This is a genomic window from Agrobacterium sp. LMR679 (genome assembly GCF_027157905.1).
Lineage (GTDB): Bacteria > Pseudomonadota > Alphaproteobacteria > Rhizobiales > Rhizobiaceae > Agrobacterium > Agrobacterium leguminum.
Map to the genome: position 1 here is coordinate 1,551,060 of NZ_JAPVOJ010000002.1, position 17,828 is coordinate 1,568,887.

The 17,828-nt window shown below is 56.2% G+C and carries 10 protein-coding genes and 2 pseudogenes; 9 read left to right on the forward strand and 3 right to left on the reverse strand.

Annotation, left to right across the window (positions count from 1 at the left end; translation table 11 throughout):
- Nucleotides 1–176: 176 nt before the first annotated feature.
- The gene (locus tag O3W47_RS18215) at nucleotides 177–1,172 is read right to left on the reverse strand and encodes a hypothetical protein (RefSeq protein ID WP_269314324.1); all 996 of its coding nucleotides are present in this window, start codon (nucleotides 1,170–1,172) and stop codon (nucleotides 177–179) included.
- A 703-nt stretch (nucleotides 1,173–1,875) separates the two neighbouring features.
- Here O3W47_RS18215 and O3W47_RS18220 point away from each other — a divergent pair.
- The 8 genes and pseudogenes from O3W47_RS18220 to O3W47_RS18250 all read left to right on the forward strand — a co-directional run bounded on the left by O3W47_RS18220 (nucleotide 1,876) and on the right by O3W47_RS18250 (nucleotide 13,403).
- Nucleotides 1,876–3,794 (forward strand): annotated as a pseudogene (locus tag O3W47_RS18220) (ShlB/FhaC/HecB family hemolysin secretion/activation protein).
- An 18-nt stretch (nucleotides 3,795–3,812) separates the two neighbouring features.
- Nucleotides 3,813–4,265 (forward strand): hypothetical protein, encoded by a 453-nt coding sequence (locus tag O3W47_RS18225; RefSeq protein ID WP_104679942.1) that lies wholly within the window; start codon nucleotides 3,813–3,815, stop codon nucleotides 4,263–4,265.
- A gap of 36 nt (nucleotides 4,266–4,301) precedes the next feature.
- On the forward strand, nucleotides 4,302–8,630 hold the full coding sequence (locus O3W47_RS18230; protein ID WP_269314325.1) for a two-partner secretion domain-containing protein: 4,329 nt from the start codon (nucleotides 4,302–4,304) through the stop codon (nucleotides 8,628–8,630).
- Complete coding sequence (locus tag O3W47_RS18235; RefSeq protein WP_269314857.1) at nucleotides 8,627–10,672, forward strand: hemagglutinin repeat-containing protein; 2,046 nt, start codon at nucleotides 8,627–8,629, stop codon at nucleotides 10,670–10,672. The genes O3W47_RS18230 and O3W47_RS18235 overlap by 4 nt, the downstream gene beginning before the upstream one ends.
- Nucleotides 10,626–10,727 (forward strand): annotated as a pseudogene (locus tag O3W47_RS25395) (hypothetical protein); the annotation flags it as partial. The gene O3W47_RS18235 and the pseudogene O3W47_RS25395, both read left to right, overlap by 47 nt.
- 66 nt (nucleotides 10,728–10,793) lie before the next feature.
- Nucleotides 10,794–11,522, forward strand: a complete 729-nt coding sequence (locus O3W47_RS18240; protein WP_269314326.1) for a hypothetical protein — start codon at nucleotides 10,794–10,796, stop codon at nucleotides 11,520–11,522.
- 809 nt (nucleotides 11,523–12,331) lie between these two features.
- Nucleotides 12,332–13,057, forward strand: a complete 726-nt coding sequence (gene aqpZ / locus O3W47_RS18245; protein ID WP_137452398.1) for an aquaporin Z — start codon at nucleotides 12,332–12,334, stop codon at nucleotides 13,055–13,057.
- 52 nt (nucleotides 13,058–13,109) lie between these two features.
- A complete protein-coding gene (locus tag O3W47_RS18250) occupies nucleotides 13,110–13,403 on the forward strand; it encodes a hypothetical protein (RefSeq protein WP_003519942.1) in 294 nt (97 codons plus the stop codon).
- A gap of 204 nt (nucleotides 13,404–13,607) precedes the next feature.
- Here O3W47_RS18250 and O3W47_RS18255 read toward each other — a convergent pair whose 3' ends face one another.
- Nucleotides 13,608–15,539, reverse strand: a complete 1,932-nt coding sequence (locus O3W47_RS18255) for a glycosyltransferase family 2 protein (protein ID WP_269314327.1) — start codon at nucleotides 15,537–15,539, stop codon at nucleotides 13,608–13,610.
- Between the two features lie 170 nt (nucleotides 15,540–15,709).
- Here O3W47_RS18255 and O3W47_RS18260 point away from each other — a divergent pair, with 170 nt between their 5' ends.
- The gene (locus O3W47_RS18260; protein WP_035265120.1) at nucleotides 15,710–16,471 is read left to right on the forward strand and encodes a transporter substrate-binding domain-containing protein; all 762 of its coding nucleotides are present in this window, start codon (nucleotides 15,710–15,712) and stop codon (nucleotides 16,469–16,471) included.
- A 37-nt stretch (nucleotides 16,472–16,508) separates the two neighbouring features.
- On the opposite strand, the gene uppX is transcribed toward O3W47_RS18260, so the two are convergent.
- Entirely contained in the window at nucleotides 16,509–17,801 is a 1,293-nt protein-coding gene (uppX, locus tag O3W47_RS18265; protein WP_035265123.1) for a Wzx-type polysaccharide biosynthesis protein UppX, read from the reverse strand.
- Nucleotides 17,802–17,828 lie beyond the last annotated feature (27 nt).

The following is a 17,828-nucleotide window of genomic DNA, read 5'->3' on the forward strand; positions in this document are numbered from 1 at the left end:
ACAGTCGCTTGCTCAGCGGCGGCTTTGTCATTTCGGCCTTGGGTCATCTTCGCTCTCCGTAGTTTGTGTTGAACACGGCTAGAAGATGAGCAAAAATCTGTTTGTTTACTATTCTCCACCCGTCCATAAACAATACCAGTTTTTTTGGATATAAAAAAACATTTAAAAACAGATAGTTAATTCACTTTTTGTCTGAATCTTTTTCTGAATTGAGAAGTCAATCTTGTTTCTTCTAGAGGAGATAATGCCGCAGCTTTGAAGGGGCGTGCTTCCACTCCGTCGAGCAACCGTATCGTGGTCTGGTAGAGGTCATTGTTCTCCATTTTCTGAAAAATATGCTCAGCGACAAAACGACCACGCCCCACCCATTCGTCTAGGTATTGTTTGTGCGACTTGTATGAAAAGGCCCCTTCCAGCATCACAGTCAGGAGAGACTTTCTTTTGACGCGGATTGTTGACGCTGCGTAGAGCAGCGCCAATGTTTGTTTCGAACTGCTCCATCTGTCGTGGAGCAATGATCTGGCCACAAATTGAGTGCGGTAGGCTTCTGCCCCTAGGGACTTTTTTATATCGGCGAGTATTTTAGTCGCGCGGTTTAGACTGGGAGCAAAATCGAACTCGGGCTGCTGGTAGCGATCAGCGCCATGGTGCAAGTATAGCAGTGCTCGAACAACCGTCTTGATGGACTTGTCTTCCGAGTTGGCGTGCATGGAAAGGCTGTCCAGGCTGAAAATTCGAGCGAATGCTTGATATCCCCCAAGGGGATCATAGATGTCTGACAAAAAATCAACGCCAGTCAGAACGTAGCGAGAGACCATATCGCGGTGTAAATCGAGTGGATGGTCAATCAAGCCAACGGACAGATCGTGATCATCCATGTGATCGAGTACAGCATGCGTCATCAAGGCGTGACGTACTGGTTGGGCATCAGGAAATAACGCCCAACCAACAAAGCCAGATGAAAGAACCTCTCTAAATCCCGGATAGGCGGGTTCGCTGCTCAAAATCACATTAAGTGCGTCTCTGGCTCTAAACTCCCGGCCCAGCACGATTTCTTTAAACGTTTTCTGAGTGGGGCTTTTCCTGGGGAGCTGATGTTTTTCCAGCAGAATCTCGACTGCCTTAACGGCTGCATTTAGTTCTTCAGAATCAAGAATTTCGACTACGTCCATTCCGATAGCTCCTGTTGCTTCGGAACGACGATATTCGAGGTTGAAACTGCTTTCGACGCTGGGCGGGATATTTTTTTATGTAACGGCGAAGATATTCATCTCAAGAAATCCGCACAGATCCAATGGCCGTTCCGGTATAATGAACGGTATTTTATGAAAGAGTTTTTAAATAATGTTATTTAATCAAATAATTAAATGATTATTTCGATTCCCTTCACCCGCTCCAGCGACCTTTCCAACGAGATTTGGCGTCAAGGGGCGTTGTCAGCCTGGAAACTCGCGTAGTTTCGTATCCGATCACCGACGAATTTGGAAATCCGTGAGACAAGATTGGATGATCTTGGTCGCCTGACTATGCCTAATCCGAGAAACAATTTTAGTTTGTTCTTAACTTTGGTCCTCATCAAGGTCTTGCGGGGATATGCGTATTGCGGTAACTTCTAGTTGTTGTTTTATTCGAAGAGCCGAAGGGCTAGAAATAGGCGGGGTCACGCTTAAAACTCACGGATGAAAAATAATAATCTCGCCATGGCATTGGTAAGATTGGGTGTTACGTGATTTTTTAGCTACCGCGTTCTTTTGAGTAAATGACTTGCGACTATCGTTTCGTAATAAAATATACTACTTTAACGCTTCTTGGATCGGATGATCTGATCTATTAACCCGGTAGGGATCGACAGCAAGGACAGCTGCAGAGTGAAGCATGAGCGGCATTGCCGCGACCAACTTCGCTTCAAATGCAGGCCTCCTAAACATGTCCCTCGCTGCTTTCATTCCTGGTTTCCGATCGCCACTTCCTCCTGATTTTTGTCTCGCAATTGTGACGGCGGTTCGAGTTTCCGCTTATTCCCCGATCGCTATCCAGGCAGAGCGGAATACCTTGGGTAATTCGAGGGCCGCGCCTAACAGTTCCAAATGGGCCGTCACCACCCTGCTTTTGGCGGGCCTGCTCGCGGCAGAGCCGGCAAGTGCTCAGTCGCCCGCCGATGATTTTTCGCGCCAACAGGATCAGCAACAGCAGTTGCAGCGGCTTGAAAACCTGAAACAGATAACCCCTGATAGTGTCACTGGCCGTGAGGGCGGGGCACCGCGAGGCGACGCGAAGCCCGATGATTTATGCTTCGATATCTCCCGTGTGGAGATCGAAGGTGCGGCGAACCTTTCTGCCGCTACGCTTGGAACACTGACGCGGCCTTTTAACGATCGTTGCGTCGGCGTTGCCGATATCACGTCTCTCCTCAAGGCCATCACCGACATCTATCTAGACAAGGGATTCGTGACGTCACGCGCCTATGTTCCGCCGCAGGATATTGCCGGAACAGGATTGCTGAGATTGGTCGTTGTCGAAGGCACGATCGAGGATATCTACTTCAATGGTCAACCGGCCGAGCAGAACGGTTCATTCGCTACGGCCTTTCCCGGCATGAAAGGAAAGGTTGCTAATATTCGCGATGTTGAGCAGGGGCTGGACCAGATCAACCGTCTGTCGTCCAATAACGCCAAGACTTCGATGTTGCCGGGAAAAACGGATGGTACATCCATTCTCAACGTCGAGAACAAGCCGGGCAAACCTTGGTACGTGAGCATTTCCAATAATAGTCTCGGCCAGCAAAGCACCGGCTACTCCCAAAGCAATATTTCCTTGGGTTTCGATGACCTCTTGGGTCTCAATGATCAGTTGGGGCTATCTTATGGGCGTAGCGGCCCGGACTACCCCTGGGATGATGAGGGTCGCGGGCGCAGTAACAGTTATTCGGTCAATACAAGTATACCCTATGGCTACTGGACATTTTCGGCGAACGGTTCCTGGTACGAATATGACAGCACTATTCCCGGCAATTTCGGGCCGATCGAAACTTCGGGTGATTCCGGTCAGATTGGATTTGGCATCGATCGCGTTATCCGGCGAGACAAGGACTCGATCACGACGCTCAGGGGCGGCCTCACCTACAAGCAAACCAACAATTTTCTTCTCGGCAACCGGATTGAGGTTGGAAGCCGCCGATACACGATAGGCACTCTCGGTTTGTCGCGTTCGCAAAGAATACTGGGTGGCGTCATCGCCCTCGATTTTGCCCTTGATAAGGGTCTCGATCTTTTGACGCTGCGGAGGCCGGAGAGCCCGGGGCCGGCACGGCCGATCCCCGGTTTTTGAAATTCAACACGACCGTCAGCGCGACGCGGCCGTTCGAGGCGGCTGGCCAGCGGTTCGAGTTAACGACGCTCCTCAATGCCCAATATTCGCCGAATAACATGTTTGGCGCGGAGCAGATCGGACTTGGTGGCTCCAGCAACGTACGCGGCCTGAGGGAAAGCGTCATATTCGGTAATAACGGGTTCTTCAGCCACAACGAATTTGCATGGCGGACAATGCCATGGGAAGGCACAAGTCTGGCGCCCGTTCTGGGCGAGCTACGCCCTTACCTCGGTCTCGATTACGGCCGCGTGTTCTCGCAGGATCGATTCGACATTCCCGGCGGCTATCTCGCGAGTTGGACCGTTGGTGCGAAACTCGTGGGGGGAAACATCAGCGCCGATTTTGGCTACTCCCAGGCATTTTCCAGCAGCGTCAATGGCGGGCGCGGAAATCTCATTTTCGCCAGCGTGACGGCACGCTGGTAGGCTTCAAAAGAGAATATTATGATCAGCTCTTCTTTTCACACCCCCAAATTATCTTTCATCTCCGCCCTGCTGGCGACAGCCATTGTCGTATCCGGTTGCGGTGGCCGGGCTGCACATCCGGTGTCGTCGACCAACCCGGCCGACAGTGCTTTCGACTGCGCCGGCATAAAGCGCGAGTTCGAGGCCAATGAGCGGCAGGTGCTGGCGACGGTGAAAGAACGATCCGACGCGCAGGGTAAAAACGTGATCCTCGGTGCGACAGGTGTCCTTCTGTTCTGGCCGGCCCTTTTTTTCATGGATCCGAAATCGCCGGAAAAACTGGAGATCGACGCCTTACGTAACCGCAATCAGGTCCTTGCCGAGATTGCCAAAAGCAAAAAATGCCCAGCTCCGCAATCGAAGCTGGCAGATGTCTACAAGAAACTCGACAGCAAGCCATCCCCGGCCGACACGAGCAGAAAAGACCGCTAAGCCCCAAATTCCGTCTGCCACGAGAGGCGAGCAACAATGACATCACAGTTTAAGCGTCTTCCACGCAAGACAACCGACCTCGCGTTGTTCGCTAATGCCGGGACGCTGGCTCAAAAAATCATTGCTACCGTTGTCAGTTTTACGCTCCTGCTTCAGCCAGTGCTTCTTCACGCACAGGACATATCGCCGGAAGTTGGAGGATCTTTTGCAAATCGCCCCGGGATAGGGGCTGCTCCGAACGGAGTGCCGCTCATTGATATCGTCGGACCCAACAGCCAAGGTCTGTCGCACAACAAATACAACAATTTCAACGTCGGCACACCGGGGGTCATTCTCAACAACTTCAATGGTGAGATCGGTACGTCGAAACTGGGTGGTGTTACACCCGGTAATCCAAACCTTCAAGGCAAAGGTTCCGCCACGGTCATCCTCAATGAGGTCACGTCGCAAAACCGCAGTTCGCTTCTCGGTCCAACCGAAGTGTTCGGTGGCAGGGCCGATGTCATCATTGCCAATCCGAACGGGATCACCTGCGACGGCTGCGGTTTCATCAACACGCCACGCGCCACGCTGACGACGGGTGTACCTGACATCGGCACCGATGGACGTCTCAATGGATTCACGGTCAACGCAGGGGATGTCACCTTCGGTCCTAGCGGTGGGAATTTTGCGCTTGGTGATGGTGCAGTCAGTCTGTTCGATGTCGTGTCCCGTACCATCCAGATCGACGGAACGATCTATGGCGAGGACCTGCGCCTGACAGCCGGGAAGAGCAAATTCGATTATGCCACGGGTGAGGCAACAGCGCTCGATGCCACCTCCGGGACACCTGAATACGCAATCGATGGCTCAGCACTTGGGGCCATGCAGGCCGGCCGCATCAAGATGGTCGTCACGGAGAAGGGCGCTGGCGTTCGCATGCGCGGCGACATGGCTGCCAACACAGGCGAGCTTTCGCTATCGGCAGACGGCAAGATTTCGATCGGCAATGCGTCCGGCAATAAAGGTGTCAGCGTCTCCTCGAAGGGGAGTGTCTCGACCGGTCGTCTGACCTCGAAAAAATCAGTGTCGGTCAAGGCGGGGAAAGACGTCAACATCGCTTCGATCGGCGCAGAAGAGGCCATCCTAATCAATAGCGGGGCCGGCTTCGTTGATGTCGTCGGCACCCTTGGCGCTGGTAGCGCGATCACTGTCCTGGGAGATGGACGTGTTGCGGTGGCCGACGTCTCCGCTACAGGACCCGTTTCACTATGGTCGGGGGCAGGGTCCATCGGCATTAGCGGTGCAGCCCAGTCCGGCGCAGCGATGTCGATTTCGGCTGCTTCAGGCTCAATTGCAGCGGGCGCGCTTCTTTCGAAAGGTGATCTGGCGCTGCTTTCCGGTCTTGATCTTGGGATTTCCGGGCTCGTGCTTGCCGAACAGAATTTGCAGGCTTCGGCTGGTGGCAACATCCGCTATGGAAGTCTGGAAGCCAATGGCAACGTCTCGCTATCTTCAGCCGGCGGTGTAATCAGCCTCGATAAACGCACAGCCGCCGGTGGCGACATCAGGATCAGGCAGCAACATGCCGACCTTTCCAATAACAGGAGCGGACTTGCAACATCGGGTACACTCTACATTGATGCTAGTAATATCAATCTGGCCAATAGCACGCTGACGTTCGGCGGTATCGGTCTTACCTCATCCGGAGTGACTGATCTGACGGGGACGCGGCTCAATGCCGTCGCTTCGAGCAGCACATCTCGTTCCGCTCAAGTGCCGGGCGATATTGCGATCACAGCAGATAGCCTCGTCGCCAACGGTGCTACCAATCTTCTGGCCGCACGTGATCTGACGCTAACACTCCCCCAGCTTGTCAATGCCGGCCAGCTTGCCGCTGGTAACGATCTGACGTTCAATGTCACCGGCAATCTCACCAACACTGCCACTGGCCTGATATATGCCGGCAATGACGCGGCGCTTTTCGTGGGCGGCGTGCTTGCCAACGAGCAGGGGGCGATTGTCGCCGGTCATGATCTCACGATTGCGGGAAACGCTCATGGCGGGCGTAATGCGGCCATTGTCAACAGTTCCGGCTTCATCTCAGCCGGTCACAACATGTCGATCATTACTGCAAATCTGCGCAACGAAAGAACAATTGCACCTACCTACACAACACAGTTCCTCTCTAACGCGCTCGTTTCCGCGTATGACATATATTATGCGAGAGAGTGCGGGGATTGTTCGTCGCCCATCGAATTTTATAACCGGTCATTCGTCATCGGTAGCCCCATCCATCGCGTTTACCGGGACGTCGTCGAGGATCAGCTCATATCCTCAGGTAGTCCCGCAGCGCTGATCAAGGCGGGCAACACACTTTCTGTCGACACGGTCGATCTTACCAATGCCTATAGTGCAATCGAAGCCGGCTCCGGCATGACGCTGAATGGCTCGGGCACGCTGACCAATCTCGGGCTGCAATTGCAGCGCACGACTTCGCTCAATTGCAACCAGCACGGCGGCTGCCAGTATTATCCGGATGTCATTTACGAATGGACGGAAACGAAAACGACCGGCGACACAGGTGGCCATGAAGGTTCATGGCAGGTCGCCGTGCCTGGCCCCAGCCCCTTCGGAACGCGGGATGCGTCAAAGGATATCGGGCCTGGACGAACCGTGGAAAGCGTTGAGGCGATCGGTGGCGTTACCGCGACGATCCGCTCTGGCGGGGCGCTTGGTATCACCGGTTTTGCCGCCGTCAACAATACTGCTTCGGCCGGAACAATCGCCGACCATGCCACCGTTGCTACACCTCAGCCTTCTAGCGATCCGACGGCGTTGCTGGCCGGCTTAACAGCGAGCGGAGCGCTATTCACGCTTGGCGCCGTTGCTACCCCGCAGTCCGGCGGCTTTGGCGGCACCGTTCCCGGCCAGACATTCCTCTATGAGACCCGTGCCGCCTTCCTCGACGTCTCGAAATTCTATGGCTCCAGCTATTTCCTTGGCCGCATCGGCTACCAGCCGGATCGCCAAATCCAGTTCCTTGGTGACGCCTATTTCGAGAACCAATATATTGAGCAGCAGCTCAGACTGGCGACAGGCTCCGGTTTTACCGGGCAGGATTCGATTACCCAGATAAAACAGCTGCTTGACAACGGAGCCGCCTATCTGGGAGCGAACCAGCGCCAGCTCGGCCAACCGCTGACGGCTGAAGAGATCGCCAGCCTCACCGAATCCGTCGTTGTTTATGAGTGGCAGACGGTGAACGGCACGACCGTTCTTGCGCCGGTGCTGCATCTTGCCGCTGACGACAGGGAAAGATTGAACTCCGCTGGCGCGCTGATCGCGGGCAATCAGGTAACGATCGACACTGGCTTGCTTGCAACATCAGGGATGATCGCATCGACTGGCGATCTTACCGTTTCCGGTTCATCGATTGCGGCAATCGGCGGCTCCTTCAGCGCAGGCGGTAATGCTTCAATCAAGGGCGACGAGGGCATTCTGCTCGCCAACGCAAAGGTGACGGCCGGCGGCAATCTCGGACTGACGTCGAATGGAGACATCAATATCTCCGTTACCGAGAGGTCGACAACCAGCACCTTACGTGACAAGCGCAGCACGACGACGGTTGTGAGAACCACAAGTCAGGGTTCCGAGATCACCGCGGGCGGATCGATCACCGCCAATGCGGGTGGCAGCCTCAACCTCATCGGCAGCACGATTGCCGCTGATGGGACGGTCGGTCTGAAAGCGACCGGTGACGTGACAATTGCCGGAGCTGTCGACACCACCACGATCGATTACACCTACAGGAAAAAGGGCGGCCTGTTCGGCGGAAGCAAACAGACGACGAGCCACACGCAAACCGAGACTGCCGTCGGATCATCGGTCAGTGGCGGGAAGGGCGTGTCCATTACCTCGGATGGTGATACCGTCGTCTCCGCCTCGAGGGTGATAGCCGGCGATGATACCAACAAAGCGGATATCAACGTCAGCGCAGGGGGCGATCTGCTGATCGCGTCGGGCAAGAATACTGCTGAGTTCGAGCAGAGCTCCTCATCCAAGGGCTTCCTCTCGAAAAAAAGCTCGACGCAGTACAACTATGATGAAGCCACAGTCGGCTCCGAGCTTTCCGCATCCGGCAACATCAAGCTGGATGCTGGCGGCAACGCTGTCATCGCCGGCTCGAACATAACGGCAGGCGATGCGATCAGCGTCACGGGCGACAGCGTCGCCATCATCGGGGCCGAGGAACAGCATGCGCTGGAGAGCAGCAGCAAAAAATCCGGCCTGTTTGCCGGTTCCGGCGGCGGCTTCCTTTCACTCTGGGGCAAGGAACAGAAAGAAAAAGCCAGTCGTCCACCCTCAACGTTGGCTCCGCGCTGACTGCTGGGACCGACGTAACCCTCGCGGCACGCGAAAACGACGTCAATGTCATCGGCTCGTCCATCATGGCGGGGCGTGACCTCGCGCTGGAGGCTGCCCGTGATGTCAACATCACGCCAGGGGCAGAAAGTGCCGCATCGGCGGAGAAGGAGCAGCGTTCCGGTTTCGGTCTCTCTTTCAGTTCAGGCAGCGGCAGCGCCTCTGTGGGCATTGGCTATGGCAAGTCTGTCGATCAAACGAGCCAGTCTGCCGAGACCAACGCCAAATCCACCCTTTCTGCCGGTCGTGACCTGACAATATCTGCGGGCCGCGACGCCAACGTGCAGGCGGCTGAGGTGTCCGCTGAGCGCGATGTTGCTATCCTCGCAGAACGTAACGTCAATCTGCTCTCGGCGCAGGACAAGTCGAACTACGAACACATGCATGAGGAGATGTTTGCCGGCGTCAGCCTGTCGGTGTCCTCTGGGCTTGCGAGTGCTGCGGGCAGTCTCGCTAACGCTGCTGGAAAACTTGGCGGTCCGAACGGTGCCTATGCTCTCGCACCGGCTGCCCTTGCGGCGTATCGAGTAAAAGACATCCTCAAGCAGATCGACGGCGGTTCGCAGCCGCTGGCCTCTGCAAGCCTATCCGTCGGGTTTACCTACCAAAAGAGTAGCGCAACGCTTTCGACATTAACGCCGGTTGTCACAACGATTGAGGCAGGGGATTCAGTCAGCATAGTCGCGAATTCTGGTGATTTGACCGGTCGTGGTGTTCAGATTGCAGCAGGCTCCCAAAACGATCCGACATCAGGAAATGTGCTTCTCATGGCTGGTGGCTCCATTCTGTTGGAAAGTGCCCAGTCTGCTTCATCGTCTTCGAGCCGCAGCCAGTCTGCAAATGCTTCAATTGGAGTCAATCTCACGAACGGCGGTCTGAGCGGTGGTTTTGCAGCGGGCAGCGGTAAGCAGGACGCCAACAGCGTCACTCATCTCAACACCCATGTCACAGGCACCGGTAATGTCACACTGGCTTCTGGCAACGACACCACGCTTGCGGGCGCAGTTGTGTCCGGCGACAAGGTCACGGCTGCTGTCGGCGGCGATCTCAACATCGTCAGCCGCCAGGACACGATGGTTTACAACGAAAAAACGGTTGGCGGTGGCCTCAATTTGTCACCAGCGGGTAAGGTCGGTGGTGGAGTTCAGAAAACCGATGTTGAAGGTAATTACGCCAACGTTTCCGAACAGAGCGGACTAATCGCGGGCTCCGGCGGATACAATGTCAAGGTCGGCGGCAATGTCGACCTCGCCGGTGGCGTCATAGGTTCAACAGCCGATCCTACCAAAAATACGCTTTCCGCCGATTCATTGACCTGGTCGGACATAGCCAACCGCTCCGAGGCGTCGAGTTCCAGTCTTGGAGTATCTCTGACACCTGGCGGCATTCCCGTTCCTGTAGTCGGCCAGCCAGCCAAGGAGGAGGATCAAGGTGTTGCCCGTGCCACACTGACACCAGGTCAACTTACGCTCACCAATCAGACACAGGATCTGGCCTCACTTAACAAGGACCTCTCTAAAGCCAACACAACAGTCGACCCGTTCGACATAGAGCGGCTGAAGGCGAAACAGGAGAGTGCAGCTGCCCTCTCGGCGCTTGCCAACATCGCCGTTGGTGACATCTCCGCTAAACTCGGTTTTGCCGAAGGCAGTCCGGCGAAGATTGCTCTTCATGCGGCAGTTGGAGGGTTGGTCGCACAGCTTGCGGGCGGCAATGCCGGATCTGGGGCGTTGGCAGGTGGATTGAGTGAAGTCGTCAATGGCGTCTTGCAGCAGGTGTTGAGCGCTAATCCGAACCTGACCGACGACCAGAAAAGCGCCATCACTCAGTGGGTGGCGGCAATCGTTGGTGCGGCGGTCGGAGGCGAAACCGCCGCAGCCGCCGGGCTAGACAACGTTAATTATAATTACCTCAATCATGCAGATAATGAAAAGTTGAATGAGGCCAAGGTTTCGTGTGCCGGAGGGGGATCAGTCAGCGTGCGCGGAGAAAGCACGACTTGAGGCAAAAGACGAACAGCAGCAGAGGGAATACCTCGATTGCCGAAGTAATGGATACAGCGGCGCAGGTTGCTCAGCTGTTCTAGCGGATGCCGTAGCCGCACTCTCCAGCTACGCTGGTGTCGTGTCTTATTGGTCCTCATCAAGTGAGCAACAAGCGAATTTCGATCGTCTCAATGCTTCGGGCGGACTGAGCCAAATTCTAAAGATTTTGGCACCGAATGGCACGAGTGGTCTAAGCAATGAACAAGCGGAACAACTTGCTGGGACGATCAATCTCTTAGTAACCGATCCTCTCATGATCCTTGGATTACCGGAGATAATTCAGAAAGCCAGCGGCGGTGACCCGGCGGCGATGGTGCAAGTGGTCACGCTCGCAACCCGCTTGAAGTTATTCGGATCGGGTGCAGGTGGATCCACCGTCGGTGGTTCAGTCAACGAAATTCCGGGCGACTGGAAGCGAGTCAGTGGAGCTGGAGCGACAATTAACACGCCGAAAGGTTTCGCCTCCTACGTGACTTCGCACGGTGATATTGTTCATGTTTCACCGGCGGGACTCATCTATGGATACGACAAAACTTTTGTTAATCGGATTGATCACGTCTTGGCACATACGCAGCCGGATATTACAAAACCCACCCATACGGTATTTAACGCCCGGGGCGATAACGTGCTGGCCTTGGTCGATGAGGCGTGGGCCAAAAGAGGTGTCTCGGTACCGGGCGATCCGGGAGCTTTTGTTGTTCCAATGGGGCGGGATATCGGTACGAACGGTGAGAGAAATTTGCGGATTATCGTGGCCGTGGAAAACAATGTGGCGACTAACAAAATAATCTCAGCCTACCCCCAGTGAACAACAGAAGGTAACTGATTATGAAGATAGAATGCCCACGCTGCCACCAAGACTGGGTGAAGAAGGTCCACATAGGAGCGGCCCATAGAACAGTATATTTGTGCTATGAATGCGAAGCGACATGGTTTTGTGATGATTCTATTGAATACGCCACTTTTGTAGATCTATCAAATTATCTCACGCGGCTTGGCTTGAGCGACTCTGGTGACGTCTATGAAACATTTATTGATGACGAGGAGTGGTTAGGCTCGCCGAAGTAGGGAGCTCTGCGATGTGACTAAGTGATCTTACTTCATAAAATGCGCGGCCAATTAGGCGTGGGTTTGCACCGGGTAATCGGATTGGGCCTCCAATCGAACACGCTGCGTTCAGCCCAATGGCGTAAGTCAGCATGTTTGCCTGCGGCGATTTACTTGCGTGCCCTCTAAACGGCGTGCAGCAGTCCGAGGAAAATGCGCTTATCCCTGCTGGGCTGTTCACGGCCAAAGGGAGGCCTGTCAAATCGCGCGTCCGATACCGTTGCGCTGCCGCACTTTGATGAATCGCCATTTCGTCTGCGCCACCATGCCAACGACCAGTAGAATAGTAGCTTATCCATTTCGCCTTGGTGGATCGTGGGTCAAGGACGGCAACGTGCGCGCTATGCAATGCTGAGATGTGACGGTCGAGGCGATCGAGTCGCGTGCAGATCAGTTCATGCCTGCGTCGGGTCTTCGGGCGGTTACCGTGTGAGAGTAGTACACAATTTAGCTTGACTACGATTAAATTGCACGTAATAGTTGATACAGTCGTAACATAGGGGAAGTGTTATGAGTCGCAAACTTCTTTCGGAATTTCTGGGAACCTTTTGGCTCGTGTTCGGAGGGTGCGGCAGTGCGGTTTTTGCCGCCGGCTTTCCTGAACTCGGCATTGGCTTCCTTGGTGTCGCTTTCGCTTTTGGTCTGACGGTTTTGACCATGGCCTATGCGGTTGGCGGCATTTCGGGCGGTCATTTCAATCCGGCCGTTTCAGTCGGCCTCACCGTTGCCGGTAAATTCCCGGCGGCGAGCCTCGTGCCTTACATAGTGGCGCAGGTTCTGGGGGCGATCGTCGCGGCTGCTGCGCTTTATGTCATCCTCACCGGCAAGGCGGGGGCTGACATTGGCGGTTTTGCCGCCAATGGTTATGGTGAACATTCGCCGGGCGGATATTCTCTCGTATCGGCGCTGCTGATCGAAGTCATCCTGACGGCGTTTTTCCTGATCGTCATTCTGGGCTCAACGCATGGCAGGGTTCCTGCCGGCTTCGCGCCGATCGCCATCGGCCTTGCCCTCACCCTTATTCATCTGATTTCCATTCCGGTCACCAACACCTCCGTCAATCCGGCCCGCTCCACGGGACAGGCATTGTTCGTTGGCGGATGGGCGCTGCAGCAGCTCTGGCTGTTCTGGCTCGCTCCGATCCTCGGCGGCGCCATCGGGGCCGTGATCTGGAAAATCTTCGGCGAGGAAGAGAAGGCCGGCCATGCCGGTTCGGTTCAACCTGCGCAGACATGAATAAGAGGCTTTGTTTCCTCGAATGGTCGGGGAAACAACTGAGGAGGATGAGATGGATCTTGCTTCGATATTGGCCCAGATCGTCGGCGGTGCGGTAGGCGGCACGGCAGGCGGAAAGATAGTGAAGGACTCCGATCTTGGTTCGCTCGGCAATCTGATTGCCGGCGCCATCGGCGGTCTCGGCGGCGGAACCGTGCTCGGTTCGCTGCTCGGCGCGGCGGGAGATGCGGCAGCCGGCGGCGTGGATATCGGCGCTCTCGCCGGCCAGCTCGTTGGCGGCGGTGTCGGCGGTCTGATCGTGCAGATCATCGTCGGCCTGATCAAGAACAAGCTCGTTACCAAGTAGAGCGGTTCGGTCGCCTTCAGGATGAAATGACGGACCTTGCCGGAGGAGCTTCGTTCGGCAAGGCGCTGTTTCTGTTATCGATGACGGCGGTAACGTAAGGCCTGAAGCGGCTTTGCCGGAAGCCGCTAACTGAAGCCGTGAGTCGCTGCCGCAGCTGGTCGAAAGAAGTATCAGGACTGTTCTGGCTCTGCCGAAGATGCCGGATCATGAGGTATTTTTGACAACCGGTGCATGTGGAGTCTTGTTCCATGCGAAGGGTTTGGTTTTGAGTTCCACCACGGCCCGCCAGGCCGCGATGGACAGCATCAGCCAATATGCGGGCATTGCCAGCCATCGCCTTCCGACATGCGTTCTTTCATAGGCAATCATTCTGCTGCGGCCCATCAGCACGAAGATCGTGTAGCTTCCGACGATATTCAGCACATCGATAAAAAACAGAAGACCCTGCCAGGTGAGCAGCAGGTCGACGCCATTTTCCCGGATGGCAATGGTCATGAATGCGAGCGAAACGAAGAGCAGGGGATGCGCCAGCGACGAAAGAAGCATGCCGCCGATCAGCAGCTGAAAAACCACATAGGCAAACCATCCCATGTCGCGCGCTGTCGCAAAGGGCGCACGGGTCATCACCAGCCAGCTTTGCAGCCAACCCTTGTACCAGCGTGTTCGCTGGTTCAGCCACACGGTTAGTGAGGTCGGCGCATCCTCCAGCGTCTGTCGCCGGATGACGCCGCAACGATAACCCAGCCGATGCAGCCGGAGGCCGAGATCGGCATCTTCCGTTACATTATAGGGGTCCCAGGCGCCGGCCTTCCGCAGCACGGCGGTCCGGAAATGATTGGAGGTGCCGCCAAGCGGCAGCGGCAAGCCGTGTGTGGCAAGGGCAGGTAACATGCAGCGGAAGAGGCCGGAATATTCCAATGCGAAACAGGCGCTGAGCCAGGAGGAAGAGGCGTTGCTGATGATAAGCGGCGCCTGCAGGCAGGCCACCTCGTCCGGCTCGTTGCGAAAGGCAGCATGGGCTTCGCGCAATTGCTGCGGGTGGGGCCGGTCCTCGGCATCATAGACGACAACGAATGCACCGCGCGCGCCGGAAAGCGCGTAGGTCAGAGCCTTGGGTTTGGTGCGTGGCAGGGAGGGCGGCACCCTGACGACCTCCATATGCGGGCCGGGATTTACCCGCCGGATCGCCTCGATGGTCGCGCTATCGTCGGCCTCGCAGACAAGCTTGATGTCCAGTCGGGATTTGGGCCAGTCCAGACGCTCCAATGCACCGATGAGCTGCCCGACGACGGCCTCTTCCCGGTAAAGCGCCACCAGAACGGTATAGACAGGCAATTCGTTTTCCTGCCGAAGAGGCAAGACGGTGTCGTTTTCCCGGGGTGCATGGAGGAGCGCGAACAGCCTGAAAAGCAGGGTCAAGAGGTAAAGCATCGTCAGGGTGACATGCAGATACGTAAATGCCGCTTCCGTGTAAAACAGCAGCGACAGAATGAGCAGGGTAAGGAGAACGCCGCTGCAAAAACCCTGCTGGCCGTGAAGCGTGATCCTGGCGGAATGGTGCGGCGCCGTATTGAAAAGCCGCTGGCGGGTTTCAGCCGAGCGGCGGGCCTCACCCGCTTTCCAGATTGCGCTGCGCATGGCCTGCGGGGTTGTCACGGCAAATTCGTCGAGAAGACGTGGACGTTGATCCAGCATGTTTTTCAGCGACGTCATCCGCGCCAGTTCCGGCACGATCAGCAGCGTTGGCGTGCCGTTCAGCGGTGTCAGCCGCAGGAACCTCGGCTCGGAGAGCTGAGTGTCCAGCTTATTCAAGTCCATCACCCGGTCCGGCCCGATTTCCGGGAGAAACGGCAACTGGAGGAATGTGGCGAAAGCGCCGAAATAGGCATCCGTCGTGACGAGACCGCTTGCCAGCAATTCGTCCTCCAAAGTCGAGCCATTTTCCAGAGCCCGTTGTTCGAATGCCTCGATATAGGGCCTGCCCAATCCCAGCGAAGAGAGAAAGCGGGCCTGTCCGGCCTGGTCCTGTTCGGAAACGGTTGAAAGCGGATTTTCACTGGCGTGGGAAAATGCAATTTTTCGTGTCGTCGGCGTCGTGCGAAACGAATCTCGTGTATATTGCCTAAAATAATCCATGCATCGCCGCCGCCGTCATGGTAACGCCCCACTTCCTGTCACGGATAGTATAGATGAGAATGACGAATGTAACGCGGAATATAAGTCTCGGATTTACTTTAGCTTTCGCTTTACAATTTACTGGTTTTTTTAGCGATGTACGTGCGGAGGGCCTGTCGGACGGGAACCGGATGCCGGTGCTGTTCGATGCGCAGGAGCGATTTCCGGGCGGCGATCTTTCTTCCGTTCCCCGCATCAGATTTCTGATGTCGGTCGATTTCCCGCCCTTCAATTTTACCGATCAGGAGGGCCGGCTTGCGGGTTTCCATGTCGATCTGGTGCGTGAAATCTGCGCTCAGTTGAAGGTCGAAAGCAAATGCCAGGTACAGGCGCTGCCGTTTGACGAGCTGGAGGCGGCTTTGGAAATGGGTGAGGGGGAAGCGGTGATTTCCGGCCTCGCCACCACTGCCGACCTGCGCAAGAGTTTTACCTTCTCGCGGCCATATCTCTTGATGCCCGCCCGTCTTGCGGTGAACAAGGCGGCGAAATTCACCGGCTCCGGCGCCGATGCGCTTTCGGGAAAGAAGGTGGGTGTGGTTGCCGGCTCGCGGCACGAACAGATGCTGAAGGCATTCTTCCCAAAGGCTGCGGCCGAGGGTTTCGATGGCTACGAGCCGATGTATGACGCGCTGAAGAAAGGCAAGGTGGACGCCATCTTCGCTGACGGTCTGCGCCTGCCTTTCTGGGTTTCAGGAAGCGCTTCCGAGGGCTGCTGCGCGCTCTTCGGCGGTCCCTATATGTCCGACAGATTTCTCGGTGAAGGCCTTTCCATCATGACCGTCGATCCCGATAACGTGCTTGTCCCGGCTTTCGATCAGGCGCTGGCGGCCCTTTCCCGTAACGGCCGGCTGGAAGAAATCTACCGGCGTTATTTCCCTTATGGGCTCTATTAGGGAGAGCCGGCCACCGGATCGGTTCTTACGCCAGCTCCTATTTGGCTGGCGCGAAAACCTCTTCATTGCGGCGCAGGCGCAGCAGTGCGATCCATACGGCGGCGGCGATGGCGGTTTCCACCATGAAATAGCTGCCGATCGTTCCCGAAATGCTGAATGACCAGGTGAAGAAGGCGACGACGACGGAGCCGATGAGATTGCCGCTGTTCCAGATCTTCGCGCGAATATCCTGCCGTCCGGATGCGCCGAGCGCCTCGAGCGCGGTGGCGGCAACGGCCATGGGAAGAACCGCCCAGCAAAGCACGCGGGTGATGATGGGCAGCGAAACATATTCATCGCCGAACAAAAGCGGCAGGAAGGGCGCGATGATGAAAATGACGAGCGCACTGCCGGTCGCGATGAAAAGTGCGGCCTTCAGCACGTTATAGGCGCGCTCTATGGTCTTGCTGATGCCCTGCAGGGCCGCGGAAGCCGAACCCGGATAGATCAGCCGGTTGAGGGCCTCGACGGAGAGATAGGAACTGTCGAGAATGCGCCGTGCGATGGAATAGCTGCCCAGCACCTCGGCGCTGGCAATGGCGCCGAGAACGAGAATATCGGCATTGCCGCGCACGGCCTTGAACAGGAACTGGGTGGAAAACAGGACGCCGATGCGGATTTCCTCACGCACGATGCGGAACACCGGGCTGCCGAGTCTCGCTATAGCCTTGACCGAGATCATGGCCGCAATGGTGTGGGCCGCAAGGTTCCACAACGCCCAGGCCTCCACCGTTTCAACCTTGAAGATGAGGCAGGCGACGACCGCGGCAATGGTGCGGGCGACGGCAAACATCACTTCCAGCTTGTTGGCGGAGGCGAAGTCGGAATGGGCGATGAAGCTCTGCGTGGAAAGCGAGATGACTTTCAGGAGGACGAGGTTCGTGAACAGGATCAGGAAGGTGGTGATCAGCGTGTGCAGCAAGGTTTCCGAGGTCGGGAAAAATACCGGGATCGTCACCATGCCGATGATGGTCAGCACCACGCCTGTCGCGGCGCTCAAAAGATAGCTGTGGCCGAGCATGACGGGAAACATGCTGCGATCCTGCGCGACACGGCGGATCAGCGATTCCTGCGAACCGATGCCGCAGATCTGGACGCCGAGATTGGTGACGGCCGTGATGGAGGCGTAAAGCGCGAATTGTTCGACACCGAGATGGCGGGCAAGCAGCGCGAAGGTCAGAAGCTGGGCGGCGCTGGACATGAGGAGCGCTCCGCCGGATGCCATGTAGGTCAATCCCAGTCTGACTAGATGGCCGAGCCGCGGCGTATTGAACGACACCTCATTCTCCATGTTTTCCGGCATTGCCGGGCGAATTCA

Coding starts and splice junctions, on each gene's coding strand:
- O3W47_RS18260 (WP_035265120.1), top strand. CDS start 15,710: ATGCCGGTGCTGTTCGATGCGCAGGAGCGATTTCCGGGCGGCGATCTT.
- uppX (WP_035265123.1), bottom strand. CDS start 17,801: ATGGAGAATGAGGTGTCGTTCAATACGCCGCGGCTCGGCCATCTAGTC.
- O3W47_RS18255 (WP_269314327.1), bottom strand. CDS start 15,539: ATGGATTATTTTAGGCAATATACACGAGATTCGTTTCGCACGACGCCG.
- aqpZ (WP_137452398.1), top strand. CDS start 12,332: ATGAGTCGCAAACTTCTTTCGGAATTTCTGGGAACCTTTTGGCTCGTG.
- O3W47_RS18230 (WP_269314325.1), top strand. CDS start 4,302: ATGACATCACAGTTTAAGCGTCTTCCACGCAAGACAACCGACCTCGCG.
- O3W47_RS18250 (WP_003519942.1), top strand. CDS start 13,110: ATGGATCTTGCTTCGATATTGGCCCAGATCGTCGGCGGTGCGGTAGGC.
- O3W47_RS18225 (WP_104679942.1), top strand. CDS start 3,813: ATGATCAGCTCTTCTTTTCACACCCCCAAATTATCTTTCATCTCCGCC.
- O3W47_RS18215 (WP_269314324.1), bottom strand. CDS start 1,172: ATGGACGTAGTCGAAATTCTTGATTCTGAAGAACTAAATGCAGCCGTT.